This window comes from Chryseobacterium sp. W4I1 (assembly GCF_030816115.1).
In the GTDB taxonomy this organism is placed as follows: domain Bacteria; phylum Bacteroidota; class Bacteroidia; order Flavobacteriales; family Weeksellaceae; genus Chryseobacterium.
The window spans coordinates 4,229,678-4,245,888 of the sequence record NZ_JAUSXQ010000001.1 but is presented as its reverse complement, the minus strand read 5'-3'; the positions used below and the strand labels follow the sequence as shown (position 1 = coordinate 4,245,888).

The 16,211-nt window shown below is 38.7% G+C and carries 9 protein-coding genes and 1 pseudogene; all 10 read left to right on the top strand.

Annotation, left to right across the window (positions count from 1 at the left end; all coding sequences use genetic code 11):
• Window positions 1-87 precede the first annotated feature (87 nt).
• The 10 genes and pseudogenes from QF044_RS19740 to QF044_RS19695 all read left to right on the top strand — a co-directional run bounded on the left by QF044_RS19740 (window position 88) and on the right by QF044_RS19695 (window position 16,205).
• Window positions 88-627 (top strand): T9SS type B sorting domain-containing protein, encoded by a 540-nt coding sequence (locus QF044_RS19740; protein ID WP_307271034.1) that lies wholly within the window; start codon window positions 88-90, stop codon window positions 625-627.
• A gap of 101 nt (window positions 628-728) precedes the next feature.
• A complete protein-coding gene (locus QF044_RS19735; RefSeq protein WP_307271032.1) occupies window positions 729-2,849 on the top strand; it encodes a T9SS type B sorting domain-containing protein in 2,121 nt (706 codons plus the stop codon).
• 278 nt (window positions 2,850-3,127) lie between these two features.
• Window positions 3,128-4,717, top strand: coding sequence for a replicative DNA helicase (dnaB, locus tag QF044_RS19730; protein ID WP_307271030.1), 1,590 nt, complete (start codon window positions 3,128-3,130; stop codon window positions 4,715-4,717).
• 55 nt (window positions 4,718-4,772) lie between these two features.
• Window positions 4,773-5,249 carry a ribonuclease HI gene (gene rnhA, locus QF044_RS19725; RefSeq protein WP_307271027.1) on the top strand — a complete coding sequence of 159 codons (477 nt, stop codon included), beginning with the start codon at window positions 4,773-4,775 and terminating at the stop codon, window positions 5,247-5,249.
• Window positions 5,250-5,407: 158 nt separating this feature from the next.
• Entirely contained in the window at window positions 5,408-7,660 is a 2,253-nt protein-coding gene (locus tag QF044_RS19720) for a T9SS type B sorting domain-containing protein (protein ID WP_307271024.1), read from the top strand.
• Window positions 7,661-7,896: 236 nt separating this feature from the next.
• On the top strand, window positions 7,897-10,155 hold the full coding sequence (locus QF044_RS19715; RefSeq protein WP_307271021.1) for a T9SS type B sorting domain-containing protein: 2,259 nt from the start codon (window positions 7,897-7,899) through the stop codon (window positions 10,153-10,155).
• Window positions 10,156-10,280: 125 nt separating this feature from the next.
• The gene (locus tag QF044_RS19710) at window positions 10,281-10,907 is read left to right on the top strand and encodes an NAD(P)H-dependent oxidoreductase (protein WP_307271018.1); all 627 of its coding nucleotides are present in this window, start codon (window positions 10,281-10,283) and stop codon (window positions 10,905-10,907) included.
• A gap of 30 nt (window positions 10,908-10,937) precedes the next feature.
• Window positions 10,938-12,509 carry an L-aspartate oxidase gene (gene nadB, locus QF044_RS19705; protein ID WP_307271015.1) on the top strand — a complete coding sequence of 524 codons (1,572 nt, stop codon included), beginning with the start codon at window positions 10,938-10,940 and terminating at the stop codon, window positions 12,507-12,509.
• Between the two features lie 11 nt (window positions 12,510-12,520).
• Window positions 12,521-13,382, top strand: a pseudogene (nadC, locus tag QF044_RS19700) (carboxylating nicotinate-nucleotide diphosphorylase).
• Window positions 13,383-13,592: 210 nt separating this feature from the next.
• Complete coding sequence (locus tag QF044_RS19695; RefSeq protein ID WP_307271011.1) at window positions 13,593-16,205, top strand: TonB-dependent receptor; 2,613 nt, start codon at window positions 13,593-13,595, stop codon at window positions 16,203-16,205.
• Window positions 16,206-16,211: the final 6 nt, after the last annotated feature.

Sequence of the window (16,211 nt, the reverse complement as noted above, 5' to 3'; positions counted from 1 at the left end):
GGTCCTGGATTCTCAGGTTACGAATGGAGTACGGGAGCAACCACACAGTCTATCACTAATGTAGGTGTAGGAACTTACTGGGTAAGATTGAAAACCGGTGACTGTATCGCTACACAAAAGGTAAAAGTATATGCTTCTGAGCAGCCAGTTGTTTCTAATATTGACATTACAAACACTACCATCACTGTGAATGTAATTGCAGGAACTCCTGAGTATAAATATTCTCTGGATAATATCAACTGGCAGGATTCTAATGTATTCACCAACATTTCAAGAGGAGATCACAAGGTATATGTAAAAGATGCATACGACTGTGAACCGATCGAAATAACTGTGGTAGTACCAAACCTGATCAACGTTATTACTCCAAACGGAGATGGGATCAATGACGTTATTGATTATTCTGCCTTATCCGGCAAGAACGGTCTTGTCTTAAGTATTTTCGACAGATACGGAACTAAAATCCACCAGGCTGATAAAACAAACGGCTATAAGTGGGACGGAACCGTAGCCGGCAAAAAAATTCCAACAGGAACCTACTGGTATTCTGTAACATGGAATGAAAATGACAAAAAGAACACCCCATTCAAATTCTCAGGATGGGTAATGGTAAAAAACAGAGAGTAATTCATTATAAAATAAAACCGCTCCAGGGAGCGGTTTTTTTAACATAGATGCTGATAACTTTATTTTGCTCAAAATCTTGTTTCACAAAAATCATTTTAAACATGAAAAAAACATTACTTCTTTTAATTTTATTTATAACACAGGTGTTTTACGCACAGTCCGACTGTATTACGGCAATTCCACTCTGCGGGAACTCAGATATCTCTTATACTCCCTCAGGACATGGAAACATTCAAGAAGAACTGTCACAAAGCGGATGTCTGGGCAGAGATGAAAATTACTCAGTATGGTATACTTTTACAATCGCAACATCCGGAACCTTATCATTTACCATTGATCCTAATGTTAATACAGATGATTACGATTTTGCAGTATACGGCCCTGCAACTAATGGTTGTGCATCTCTGAACACCAACAACGTTTTTGTTACACCAATCAGATGTAATTATGCCGGTAGAGTTCCTAATGGTGACACCGGACTTAGCCTGACCATACCGCCACCCGGAGCACCTAATGGTACCGGAACTGCAGGAAACCAGGGAGAATGGAGTCCTTATATGGATGTAATAGCCGGACAAACCTACTATCTTATTGTAGATAACTTCGAGAGCTCTCCAGATGGATTTAAGCTGGTATGGGGTGGTACTGCTACCTTGAGCTCTGCATTCAACGATCCGGTTCTTGCTCCGAATCCTTTTATTCCGCCTGGTATCCCGGGCGCTGCTCCAACCGACCCTACCAAGATCATGGTATGCGGACTTCCTTCGCAGTTTAACTTTAACACTCTTACTGCCGGTATTATTAACGGTAACAACCCTAACTTCCAGGTTACCTACCATGATAATACCAACGATGTAGTGACAGGCGAAGACCCTTTAACGATTGCTACAGTAAATGCAACCACAGACTATTACTACAGAATCCGATATCTGGATCCGGCTAACCCGGACAATGTTATCAACAAATGTTTCATAAGCGGTAAGTTTAAATTTGTAGACGCCAGTATTACCGGTAGAAATGCTACCATTTTTGCCTGTAACAATGATGGCGAAGGAACTGGAAAGTTTGATCTTACCACAGCAGATATATTCACGGGAACAGTTACGAAAAAATATTACCCTACGCTTGCAGATCTGAACGCTGATACGAACGAGATCACAAATCCTACAGCATATATCTCAGGCGAGAAGACAATTTATGCAAAAATAATTTCTGCATTCGGATGTACTGCTACCGTTACGATACAGCTATCATTCCATCCGGTAGTTACTTTAAGAGATGTACTGGTAGAAGAATGTTATATAGAAAATGATATCACCCATGCTATGTTTGACCTTACAAAGGTAAATGTAGGCGGTGTTGCCGGTCAAATATCCAAATTCTATAAAACTCTTACTGATGCCCAGAACGAGACCAATCCTATTTCAGCACCGGCAACGTATCTTGCAGAAAGCTCTGAAGTATATGTAAGAATTACCAGTGCCAATCAGTGTTATGATATCGCCAAGATTACATTAAAAGTGCTTCCTCCGGTAAAATCACTAGTCCTGAAAGACAAAACAATATGTGCGGAGGAAAAAACCACACTGGACGCGGGGCCAGGATTTGACGGATACGAATGGAGCACAGGTGATACCACACAATCTATCAACAATGCAGGAATAGGCATTTATTGGGTAAAACTGAAAACAGGTAAATGTTTCACACTTCAGACAGTAACCGTTTTTGCTTCCAAGCAGCCGGTGATCTCAAGTGTAGAAATCAGCAACAACACAATCACAGTGAATGCGTCAGGTGGAATTCCTCCTTACAAGTACTCAATAGATGGTGTTAACTGGCAGGATTCTAATGTTTTCAGTGGACTTCCAAGAGGAGAAAACAAAATATTCCTGAAAGATTCTTACGACTGTACTCCTATTCAGATCACCGTTACTGTACCCAATCTGATTAATGCGATTACTCCAAATGGAGATAAAATAAATGACGACATTGATTATTCTGCTTTATCTTACAAGAAAAACCTTGTGTTTATTGTCTATGACAGATATGGCAACAAGCTATATGAAGCTAATAAAATCAGAAACTATAAGTGGGACGGAACGGCTTCCGGCAAGAAGCTTCCAACAGGAACTTACTGGTATACGATCTCATGGAACGAAAATGATAAAAACAGTACCGAAACGAAATATTCAGGATGGATACTACTAAAGAATAAAGAATAACCATTTCTTTTTGATCATAACAAAAGACTGTCTTCCGAGGCAGTCTTTTTTATTTTACCAATTTGTCTCGTCCTACCATATCGTTACACATAAAAAAGAAAAATTCATTGACTTTTTTTCTTCAGATAAAATTATTGATTGAATTTTTTTATTTTTGACACCCGAATTTTTTATCAACAATCTTTTATCTTTTGCCCATTACAAACCAGACGGGATTGCTGATAAGTTGTTGGTTACTATTTATAAATTATTTTTCCCAAATAAACTATCTTTGCAGTATGGCGCAGAAAGAAACATTATCATCCCTTACCCATGGAAACTTTGCAAAAGAGCTCTCAATTGCGGATGGGAAAATGCCTCCCAATGCAGTAGATTTTGAAAGACTGGTTATCGGAACTTTTTTGATTGACAAAAAGGGACTTGACCATTCTATTGACCTTCTTACTCCGGAAGTATTTTATGACCCAAGACATCAGGTTATTTTTTCCACGATCCTGAAGCTTTATGAAGGCAACCACCCTGTGGATCTGATGACGATTATCCAGGAGCTGAAAAAAGAGGATAAATTAAATATGGCCGGAGGTGATCATTACATCATCGATCTTACCATGGGAGTAAGTTCATCTGCTCATATTGAATACCATGTACGTGTCATTCTTGAAAAATATATTTTACGAAGCCTGATCAATGTTTCTGCCAACGTGATCGATTCTTCTTACAAAGAATCTACCGATGTATTTGAACTTTTGGATAAAGCGGAACAATCTTTCTTTGAGATCACCAACGGAACCATCAAAAAAGGATTTGACACAGCCAATTCATTGGTAAAGCAGGCTATTGACACTATTAAATCCTTAAAAGACAAAGAAGGACTTTCAGGAGTTCCTTCAGGATTCAGAGATATTGACAAAGAAACCGGAGGCTGGCAGAATTCTGACCTTATCATTATTGCTGCACGTCCCGCAATGGGGAAAACAGCGTTTCTTCTGTCCATGGCAAGAAATATTGCTGTAGGGCATAAGATCCCAATGGTTTTGTTCTCTCTCGAGATGGCATCTGTACAGCTGATCACCAGGATGATTGCTTCCGAAACAAAAATTTCTTCCGAAAAACTGCGAAAAGGAACCCTGGATGATGAAGAATGGCAGAGACTGTTCTCCAATGTATCCGAACTTGAAAATGCACCGCTGTTTATTGATGAAACCCCTTCCCTTTCTATATTTGACTTCCGTGCAAAATGCCGAAGACTGGTGATGCAGCACGGTGTAAGACTGATCATGGTCGACTACCTTCAGCTGATGACTGCAGGAGGCGGAGGAAAAGGAGTTGGAAACCGTGAACAGGAAATCTCCATGATCTCCCGTTCACTGAAAGCTATTGCCAAAGAATTGAATGTTCCGGTAATTGCCCTTTCCCAGCTATCAAGAAGTGTGGAAGCCCGTCCCGGAAAAAGACCTCAGCTTTCTGACCTAAGGGAATCCGGAGCGATTGAGCAGGATGCGGATATTGTATCTTTCATCTTCAGACCGGAATATTATAAAATTGCCGTTTGGGATAATGACGAAGAAGGCCAGGAGACACCAACAGAAAATCAGGCCGAATTAATTATTGCCAAACACAGGAATGGTGCCACCGCTGATGTAAGATTATCCTTCTTAAAACATTTTGCAAAATTCGGTGATATTGAAGCTGCATTAGATGGAGGCTTAGGAGGATATCCTTCCAATTTCGGATCTTCCGAACCGAGTGGTTTTGATAAAATTAAGACTACCATTCAGCCAGGTGCCGCATTTGATCTTCCGGACAGCTCAAAGTTATCAGGGTCTTCCATGAATGATTTTGATGATGATGATGATTTTCCTTTTTAATTTTAAAAGGATAGAAAGGCTTTACTATTTATAATTTTACATACAGCAATCCAACTTGAGAATCGAAATATATACTGACGGTGCATGCAGCGGAAATCCCGGAAAAGGAGGCTATGGAATCCTGATGCGGGTTCCTGAAAAAAACTACCAGAAAACATTCTCAAAAGGTTTCAGAAAAACCACCAATAACAGGATGGAACTCCTCGCTGTTATTACAGCTCTTGAAAAACTAAAATCTTCGGAGAACGATATTCATATTTATACCGACAGCAAATATGTCGCTGATGCAGTCAATCAAAACTGGATTGCCGGATGGATCAAGAGAGGATGGAAAAATGTGAAAAACCCGGATCTCTGGAAAAGATTTATTGAAATGTATAATAAACACACTCCAAAAATGCACTGGGTAAAAGGGCATGCAGGTCATTTTGAAAATGAGCTCTGTGACAAACTTGCCGTAGCGGCTGCCAGCTCACCCAATCTGGAAATTGACACCTATTTTGAAGGCCTGGAAAACAACTCTCTTTTTTAAAAAATCTAAATTTTAAACTAAGGCATTCATTATTCCCTTATCTATTTTATCATTCATTGAAAAATCATTATCATATTCAGTAAAATTAACATTAAATACATATTATTAATTTGGGATTTAATATATTTACAGAATCTAATAAAAGTAATCCCAATTCAATGAATAAATTTTTACTGTCTTATATATCCCTCTTTCTGCTCTTTCTGTCAGGAGGGCTATTTTCCCAAACTTATCAATTGACAGGAAACCCTGTATCTACAACAGGATGGACCATGGTTTCTCCTACCCAGGTGAATGGAGATTTTGTTCAGCTTACTCCGGATACCAACAATCAATCCGGATCCATCCGGCTTAATGATCCTATTAATTTAAAATACTGTGACAAATGGAGAGTAGAGTTTGATTTCAGAATGGACTCGAACCAAACGTCAAACGGAGACGGGATTGCATTTTGGTATCTTGCCAATCCCCCTGTCGCCAGTGTATTAGGCTCAGGCCTTGGAGTTTCTCAAAATGCAGTTGGTTTTATTGCAGGATTTGATACTTATAACAACACCACCACCGCTACGATGAGTAAGGTACACGTTGCCTACGGACAGGTTGCGAATACTTCAGATACCAATAACGTTGAATTTTTCAATACTGCCGGAAGTTCTTTTCACTCACCGGATCTGAATACCACCCTGCCTTTTCAGGGAACAACCTTTAAGCACGTTGAGGTAACAGCTCAGGTGGATCCGGCGGCACCTGCCAACTGGATTGTAAAAATCACCATTGACGGAACTATAATCTGTAATCAGTCTTTTGCCCCTGCAGGTACAGCAGCAGCAATGACCGTTGGATATTTTGGATTTTCAGCTTCTACAGGAGGAGCAAGATCCAGACATTCTATTAAAAATGTAAAAATCTATACCGATAAAGTTCCTATTTTACAAAATACAGCGACACAGTCTTTCTGCCCAAATCCTAGTACAGGATTCGGAACAGTTAATTTAACATCCTTTAATTCTCAGTTTGTAAGCGCGCCTTCCAATTATACATTCACTTATCTGCAAGGCTCCACTGTAATAACGAATCCTACTAATTTTCAGTTTAATACCAATACTACAGTCACAGTTATTGTGAGAGACAATGCAGGAATATTGTGCGACAACCCAGACGGGAAAATACTTCTCGTTCTTGCTCCTCTTACCCTTACGGATAAGACACTGCTGGCGTGCAACAACAATAAAGAAGGGAAAGGAATTTTCAACCTCAACGCAGCAGATGTGGCCGGCGGACTCCCTGCAGTAAAAAAATATTACAAAACTCTGGCTGATCTGAATGCCGGAACCAACGAAATTCCAAATCCCGCCACTTACACTTCTGTAGCAGGAACAGTATATGTAAAAGTAACTACCCCGTTGGGATGTACTGGCACTGCAAAAATAACACTCGCATTTTATCCGGAAACACCAGTAACAGAAGCGACATTAAGGTCATGTTTTCTGCAGAATAATATAACAAATGCAGTCTTTGACTTAACCACAGCTAACGTAACAACATTGACGAGTGATTTCACAAAAAAATATTATGCTTCTATAGCAGATGCCCTTGCTGGAACCAACGAGATTGTAAATCCGTCTCAGTATATGTCGGTAAGCACTGCAGTATATGTAAAAGTAACAGATGTCAATGCATGTTTCGCTCTTGCAAAAGTGAATCTCATTGTATTGCCTCCGATAACATCTGCTGTTTTAAAAGACAAAATAATCTGTGTGGATGCAATAACAGATCTGGATGCAGGCCCAGGCTTTGACGGCTATGAATGGAGTACCGGAGCAACAACTCCTTCTATTCATGGAGTAGGTGTAGGTCTTTATTGGGTACAATTAAAGACAGGAAACTGCATCACAATACAGACAGTGAAGGTCATTGCTTCCGCCAACCCTGTCGTGACAAGCATCGACATCAATAATACAACAGTGACCGTGAATGTTTCAGGTGGTACTCCGCCGTATAAATATTCCTTAAATGGTATTGACTGGCAGGATTCCAATACTTTCACAGGCCTTCACAGAGGTGAAGCTAAGGTTTTTGTTAAAGATTTTTATAATTGTGAACCTGTTGAAGTGCAGATTACAGTTCCGAATCTTATCAATGCCATCACACCGAACGGCGACAATGTGAATGATGTTATTGATTATTCTGCATTGGCTTACAAGAAAAACCTGGTTTTCATTGTGTATGACAGATATGGCAACAAGCTTTATGAGGCAGGAAAAACAAGAAACTACACCTGGGACGGAACGGCTTCCGGTAAAAAGATTCTTACAGGAACTTACTGGTACTCTATATCCTGGAATGAAAATGATAAGAATAGCACGCCTACAAAATATTCAGGTTGGATATTGGTAAAAAACAGAGAATAAGTAATCTATATAAAAATCACTCCTCATCGGGAGTGATTTTTTAATATATGAGGCTTGATTCCATGGTTCTCTCTTAATTTTAGTTCATGTCTATTCTTTTTTTAATTATTTCTTATCTATCCCTGTTATTAGTTATATAATTGACAATTTTTGTTAAACAATTGACAATTATACATTATATACGGAAGATTAAAACGAATATATTTACAAGAATAACCTCAAACTACTCGCGTCACATGAAAAGAAAACTACTCATTTATTTTTTAACCATCTTTTTAAGTTTTTCAGGAAAGCTGTTTGCCCAAACTTATCAGCTTGCCGGAAATCCTGTTAACACAACCGGCTGGGACCTTGTTTCCAATGCAGCGGTTGACACCGATTTTATCCGGCTTACCACAGACAATACCAGCTTATACGGAGCTATAAAATTAGCTACCCCTATCACATTAAGCTATTGTGACAAATGGAAGGTGGAATTTGATTTTAGAATTGACGGAAACGGAACCGCACAGTTCGGGAGAGGAGACGGATTTACATTCTGGTATCTGGTAAATCCTCCGACAGGATTTGTATCCGGCGGCGGACTGGGAATTCCAGGAAATGCATCAGGGCTTATGGTAGGATTTGATATTTTCAACAATACCACCGAAGGCCAGATGAGTAAAATACATTTACTGTATGGCACTAACGACACTGCCGGAAACAATATTGAATACAACAACACGCCCAACAGCACATTTCATTCTCCAGACCTTATCGCTACCCAGCCATTTGTAGGCCCAACTTATAAACATGTAGAAGTAAATGGAGAAACTGACCTTACGAACCCAACCAACTGGATTATAAAAATTAAACTAGACGGCGTTCTTATTGTAGATCAATCTTTTGCACCATCAGGGGGAGCCATTGGAATGTCTCAGGGGTATTTCGGTTTTTCAGCAGCCACCGGGGGAGCTTCAGCAAGGCACTCTATCAAAAATGTAAAAGTTTTCGTAGACAAAGTCCCAATACTGAATGCTACAGTGACCCCATTTGTATGCACTAATCCTTCTACAGGAACCGGAACAGTAAATCTAACTTCATTCAATTCGCAGTTTGTGAACAATCCTGGAAATTATTTATTTACTTATTATGTATTAGGAAGTTCCACACCTATCACCAATCCGACAAGTTTTCAGTATTCCGGAAATACAACCATTAAAGTAGTTATCAAAGACCCTACGTCTACACTCTGTGACAACGGAGACGGAGTAATTCAGCTAAATCCTACCCCATTTGAAGCAACCAATGCATCACTTAGCGGATGTAACAATAACAATGCAGGAACAGCCACCTTTGATCTAACAACAGCAAACGTAACCACCGTACCTGGCTGTACCTTGCAATTTTATGATACAATGGCTGACCTGAATGCAGGAACCAACCAGATCCCGAATCCTACAGCATATGCTTCACCAGCGGCAGTCCTGTTTGTAAAAGTGACCACTCCTCAGGGATGCGTAAGTACTGCAAAGGTTACTTTGAGCCTCAATCCTGTGGTGGTAGTCACTGATGCATCCTTAAGAACCTGCTTCCTTGAAACCAATCCATCATTGGGAACATTCAATCTAAGCAGCGCTCCTGTAGTAATTGGAACAGCACCAAAAAAATATTACCCATCCCTGGCTGATGCCGTAAGCGGAACAAATGAAATTTTAAATTTCTTAGCCTATACAGCACCATCGGGAGTAATTTATGTAAAGGTATTTAATGCACAAGGATGTTATTCTATTGCAAAAGTTACACTGACAGTTATATCACCAGTAAAATCTAGCATTTTACAGGACAAGATCATTTGTATTGAAGACAAAACCACATTGGATGCAGGACCTGGATTCAACAGCTATGAATGGAGCACAGGGGCAACTACACAAGCTATTACCAATGTCGGAGTAGGCACCTATTGGGTAAAACTAAAAACCGGAGAATGTAAAGTACTGCAGACAGTAAAAGTATATGCTTCTGAACAGCCGGTGGTTACAAGCATCGACATCTCAGGAAACACAGTTACTGTTTTTGTAAACGGGGGCACTCCTCCTTACCAATATTCAAGGGATAATTTACAGTGGCAGGATTCCAATATATTCACCAATGTTCCCAGAGGCGAGACTAAAATCTATGTAAAAGACAGCTATGATTGTGAACCTATTGAGATCAACATTACAGTACCGAACCTTATCAATGTGATCACACCAAACGGCGATGGAGTGAATGATGCCATTGATTATTCTGCACTGGCTAATAAAAGAAACCTGGAGATCGGAATCTTCGACAGATATGGCTATAAGCTTTTCCAGGCCGATAAATCCAACAGATATGTATGGGACGGAACTACCAACGGAAGCAAAAAAGTTCCTACCGGAAATTACTGGTATTCTATTACATGGAATGAAAACAACAGCAAGAGTACACCTATCAAATTTTCGGGCTGGATTATGGTAAAAAACAGAGAATAAATTTAAATTGATTATTTTTAAATATGCAGGATCACTCCAAATTTGGGGTGATCTTTTTGCTCTTTTCAAGGTATATATTTTAATTTAAAGACGCTTTATTCATATTCAATCCCTAAATTTGTCCTATGAATTATTTGGAAGCTTTAAGCAGAAGATATTCTGTGAAAAAATTTAATAACGAAATCATTCCTCAAGAGACCCTGCACAATATTCTTGAGTCAGGAAAGCTGTCCGCCAGCTCTCTTGGACTTCAGCCCTATAAAATTTTAGTGGTTGAAAGTGAGGCAATGAAACAGAAATTGATTCCCGCCTTCTATAATCCATCACAAATTTCCACCTGCTCACACCTCATTGTCATTATTTCAAAGAAAACGATTGAGGAAAGCTATATTCACGGATATTTTAATCACATTTCCGAGGTAAGGGAAACTCCTGTTGAGAAACTTGACCTTTTCAGAAAAAGCATCAATCAGCATATTACCCAAAAAACACAGGATGAAATTTTCAACTGGGCAGAAAAGCAGTCTTATATAGTACTTGCAAACTTAATGTATACCGCCGCTATTGAAAATATAGATTCCTGTCCTATGGAAGGCTTCCGACAGGATATGATAGAGGAGATCCTCAACATCAATCCTGAAACAGAAAAAGTAACTGTCACCCTGGCTTTAGGCTACCGTTCTGAGGAAGATCATTTCCAGCACATGAAAAAAGTAAGAAAACCAAACGAAAAATTGTTTAAATTTATTTAATATTTAAATGATCGTACCTAAAGCAAGCCTATGATAAAAGCGGATGTATTAGTAATTGGTTCCGGCATCTCGGGACTTTCCTATGCCATAAAAGTTTCTGAACAGTTTCCTGATGCCAAAATCATCATCGTAACAAAATCTGACGAAGACGAAAGCAATACCAAATATGCGCAGGGCGGGCTGGCTGTAGTCACCGACTTTAAAAATGATAATTTCCAGAAACATATTGACGATACCATGCGTGCCGGAGACGGAGAAAACAAGCGTGATGTTGTGGAGATGGTTGTAAAGGAAGCTCCTGCAAGATTTAATGAAATTGTAGAATGGGGCGCCAATTTTGATATGAAAAATGGAGAATTCGCATTGGGAAGAGAAGGCGGCCACACCGAAAACCGAATCGTCCATCATAAAGACATCACAGGATTCGAGATTGAAAGAGCTCTGCTGGAAACAGCAAAAAACAGCCCGAATATTGAAATCCTTGATCATCATTACGTCATTGATATTATTACCCAGCATCATGTTCCGGGAAAAGAGGTCAATGAAGGAGAAATCAACTGTTATGGTGCCTATATCCTGGATGAAAAATCAAAAACGATAAAAAAAATCACTTCAAAAATAACATTAGCGGCGACAGGCGGCGCAGGACATGTTTATAAGAACACCACTAATCCAACTATTGCTACAGGAGACGGAATTGCCTTCGTAGCCCGTGCAAAAGGGAATGTTTCCAATATGCAGTATTACCAGTTTCACCCAACAGCATTGTACAGCAAAATCAACGGAATGCTTTTCCTTATCTCGGAAGCAGTACGGGGAGACGGCGCTAAATTAAGAACTAAAAAAGGTGAAAAATTCATGCACAAATATGATGAGCGTGAAGAATTAGCCTCAAGGGATATTGTTGCCCGGGCGATCGACAACGAAATGAAGATCTCCGGAGACGAATACGCGGGACTTGACTGCCGTGAAATGGATCACGAAAAATTCCTGGAACATTTCCCCAATATTTATAAAAAATGCAGAGAAGAGGGAATTGATCCCTTTACTCAACTGATTCCGATAGTCCCCGCATGCCATTACCTGATGGGCGGCATTGAAGTTGACAGAGACGGACAGTCTTCAATCAGAAATCTTTTTGCTGTGGGAGAATGTACCAACTCAGGACTTCATGGAGCTAACAGACTAGCTTCCAACTCCTTACTGGAAGGTTTGGTTTTTGGACATAATGCCGCCATAAAAACTATTGCATTGCTCAAGGAAAACAATTTCAATTTTGACGACCTGAAAGCCGTTCCGGAATGGAATGAGGAAGGAATGAAGATCATGGATGAGATGGTCATCGTAAGCTATCTGAGAAAGCAGCTTCAGGAAATGATGAGTGACCTGGTAGGTATTGTTAGAAGCAACAGACGTTTGAATATGGCATTGCAAAAGCATCAGGAAATAGCAGCAGCAGTTGATGAGATCTACCACTACTCTATTCTATCTCCACAATTATCCGAATTAAGAAACCTGACAACCGTTGCTCACCTCATCATTACCCAGTCTATGGAAATGACTGAAAATAAAGGAGCATTTTATAATAAAGATCTAGCCTAAAAGCATTTATAATGAAAAGACCAAGCTACGCTACAGATAAAGTATTAAAAACTTTTATCAAAAACGCCTTAGAAGAAGATATTCAGGACGGAGATCATTCTACGCTTTCCACAATTCCGAAAGATCTGAAGCAGAGCGCTAAACTTCTGGTAAAACAGGACTGTATTTTAGCAGGTGTTGAACTGGCTGAAATTATCTTTAAGACTTTTGATAAAGATTTAAAAATTGAAAGATTTATCAAAGACGGAAATGCAGCTAAAGTAGGAGATGTCGCTTTTATCATTACCGGAAGTGCAAGATCCATCCTTTCCACTGAAAGACTTGTCCTTAATTGTATGCAGAGAATGAGCGGAATTGCAACTCTTACCTATGATTGGGATTCAAGATTGATTGGTACAAAAACAAAGCTTTTAGATACCAGAAAAAACAACCCCAAATTTCAGAGTATGTGAGAAATGGGCCGTTGCAATAGGTGGCGGAACCAATCACAGATACGGACTTTATGATATGATCATGCTAAAAGATAATCATATTGATTACAACGGAAGCATTACGAATGCCGTAAAAATGGCAAAGGATTATATCAAAAAGAATAAGAAAAAATTAAAAATAGAGGTAGAAACAAGAAACCTTGAAGAAGTACAGGAAGCCATCAAAGCAAAAGTGGACAGGATTATGCTAGACAATATGGATGTTGCTATGATGAAACAGGCCGTGGAAATGATTAATGGCTCATGCGAATCTGAAGCTTCAGGTGGAATTACCCGTGAAATGTTAAAAGAAATTGCATCTACAGGAGTCACCTATATCTCTGCTGGAGCCCTTACTCACTCGGCTGAAAATATTGATTTGAGTCTCAAAGCCGTGAAATAGCGTTATATTTTTAATAAAAACACCCACTATTTATTAAAAACTCAATAATAATGATTTTCTTCATGTAAAAATTCATTTTTTATACATTGCATTGATTATCAACGAATTGATTCTTATTAAGATTAAGTAAAAATTAACATACAGTTAATATTAGTTAAATTTTATTTCCCCAATTTTGCAGAAAATTAAATCTAACTATTACTAACGATTATGAAATTAATCAACAAATCGATACTTACTGTAGCTATTACATTATCTACAGCTAGTGTTTATTACGCTCAGCAAGTTCAAGACACTGTAACGAAGTCGAAAGATATTGATGAGGTAATTTTAAGAGGTGTTACGGATATCGCTAAAGATAGAAAAACACCAGTAGCAGTTTCTACAGTAAAAGCAGCACAAATTCTTGAAAGACAAGGAAACCAGGAACTTGTTGAACTTTTAAACACAACACCATCTGTATATGCGACAAAAGGCGGCGGTGGTTTTGGAGACTCTCAGATTGTTATGCGTGGGTTTGAATCAAGAAACATTGCAGTAATGGTAAACGGTATGCCTGTTAATGACATGGAAGGTGGTACTGTTTATTTCTCAAACTGGACTGGGTTATCTGACGTAACAAGTTTTATGCAGGTACAAAGAGGGCTTGGATCTTCTAAACTGGCTATCGCTTCTGTTGGAGGAACAATGAACTTCATCACGAAGTCAGCAGATATGAAAAAGGGAGGTATTGTAAGATTAGGCGTTGGTAACAATGACTTTTTAAAAACATCATTCGCTTACAATACAGGAAAATCTGACAAAGGATGGTCTACTTCATTCTTAATGAGCAGACAAAGCGGGTCTACCTATATTCAAAATACAGACTACGAATCTTACGCTTACTATTTTGCATTAGGTTGGGAACTAAACAAAAAACACAATTTCCAATTTACAATCACCGGAGCTCCACAATGGCATGATCAAAGATCTTACGCTCCTTCTATTAGTGATTATGTAAGATATAATCCAGATAATGACGGAACTCCTGACAGAACTTATAATTCAGACTGGGGATATTACACCAATGCTGAAGGAAGAAGAGTCGCTCTTTCTAACAGATCAAACTATTATAACAAACCAGTTATCATGTTAAACTGGGACTGGACTATCAATGATAAGTCTAAGTTGAGCACAGTAGCATACATGTCTAATGGTAGAGGTGGTGGAACTGCTGATCTTGGAAGAGTTAACGGTAGAGGTCTGACAACTTTAGTTAATGGACAACCATACTTTAGAGATGCTCAGGGACTTTACAATTATGACAAACTTTTTGCAGAAAATGCTGCGGTAAATGCAAGTACTGCAAATGCTGGATCAACATTAGTACGTAGAGCAAGTATTAATTCTCACAACTGGTATGGTATATTAGCCAATTTCCAGCACAAGATTAATGATAACTGGAATTTCTCAGTAGGTACTGATGACAGATACTATTATGGATACCATTATCAGGTTATTTCAGATCTATATGGTGCACAAGGATATAAAGATGCTAATAATAAAAACATCGCTCCAAATCTTGTTACTCAAACTTCTGACTATAAAAAATTATCATGGAATCCTTTTGGAGGAAGCCAAGTTCCTTTGAACGAAAGAGTTGGCTTTAGTAATGATGGTGAAGTAATCTGGTATAGCGGATTTGGTCAAATAGAATATACCAAAGATAAATTATCTGCATTTTTACAAGGATCAGTTTCTAATCAAGGATACCAAAGAATTGATGAGTTCGTTCAAGATGGTATTACCGTACAAAGAAACCAAACTGTAAATAGAAAAACAGGTTTCAAAAACATCTTTGGATACAACATTAAGGGAGGTGCCAACTATAATATCAATGAAAATAATAATGTTTTTGCAAATATTGGTTATTATAGTAAGCAGCCATTCATGAACACAGTATATCCAAGTAACCAGCAAGTTGTTAACCCTCAGTTAACCAATGAGAAAATTTTCTCTGCTGAAGTTGGGTATGGATTCAGATCTGCAAACTTCAATGCAAATGTTAACATTTACAGAACGCAGTGGAAAGACAGAGCTTTAAGAAGAAATATTCAGGTTCCTGACGTAACAGATGCTTACGCAGAGATGAATGGTATTACAGAAATTCACCAAGGAGTTGAATTTGATGCAACTTACAAACTGAATAAGTTCTTAGAAATTAATGGTATGTTCTCTTGGGGAGACTATTATTATAAAGGAAACGCAACAGGTTCAACATTTGACGGAAACAACAATCCTCTAACTGTAGCTGGAGATTCAAACACAACTACGCTTTACCTTGATAAAGTAAAAGTAGGAGGAACAAGCAGCAATAGTATTCCACAAATGACAGCATCATTAGGAGCTACTGTTAAGCCGGTAAAAGACTTAAGCATCTATGCAGGCTGGAGATTTGTAGGTAAGCTTTATTCTTCTATTGACATTGCTACTTTCTCAAATATTGCTAATCAAGACAGAGGAGTATTAAAATTACCGGATTACAACCTAACAGATCTTGGTGTATCATATAAAATCAGATTGAGAGATGCTAATCAATATTTCACTGTTGGAGCTAACGTTTACAATTTATTTGACACTACTTACATCCAAGATGGTGCAACAAATAATTTCGTTAAAGGATTAGGAGACTTTAAAGATATACCAAGTGGCGCAACAGCTCAACAACAGTATAGCACTTATATCAACAATCCAAATAACTTCTATAAAGGAATTGATACAACTAACAGAGTATTCTTCGGATTCGGAAGAACATGGGCTGCAACATTGTCATTCAACTTCTAATAAGAT

Coding starts and splice junctions, on each gene's coding strand:
- dnaB (WP_307271030.1), top strand. CDS start 3,128: ATGGCGCAGAAAGAAACATTATCATCCCTTACCCATGGAAACTTTGCA.
- QF044_RS19695 (WP_307271011.1), top strand. CDS start 13,593: ATGAAATTAATCAACAAATCGATACTTACTGTAGCTATTACATTATCT.
- QF044_RS19720 (WP_307271024.1), top strand. CDS start 5,408: ATGAATAAATTTTTACTGTCTTATATATCCCTCTTTCTGCTCTTTCTG.
- nadB (WP_307271015.1), top strand. CDS start 10,938: ATGATAAAAGCGGATGTATTAGTAATTGGTTCCGGCATCTCGGGACTT.
- QF044_RS19735 (WP_307271032.1), top strand. CDS start 729: ATGAAAAAAACATTACTTCTTTTAATTTTATTTATAACACAGGTGTTT.
- QF044_RS19715 (WP_307271021.1), top strand. CDS start 7,897: ATGAAAAGAAAACTACTCATTTATTTTTTAACCATCTTTTTAAGTTTT.
- QF044_RS19710 (WP_307271018.1), top strand. CDS start 10,281: ATGAATTATTTGGAAGCTTTAAGCAGAAGATATTCTGTGAAAAAATTT.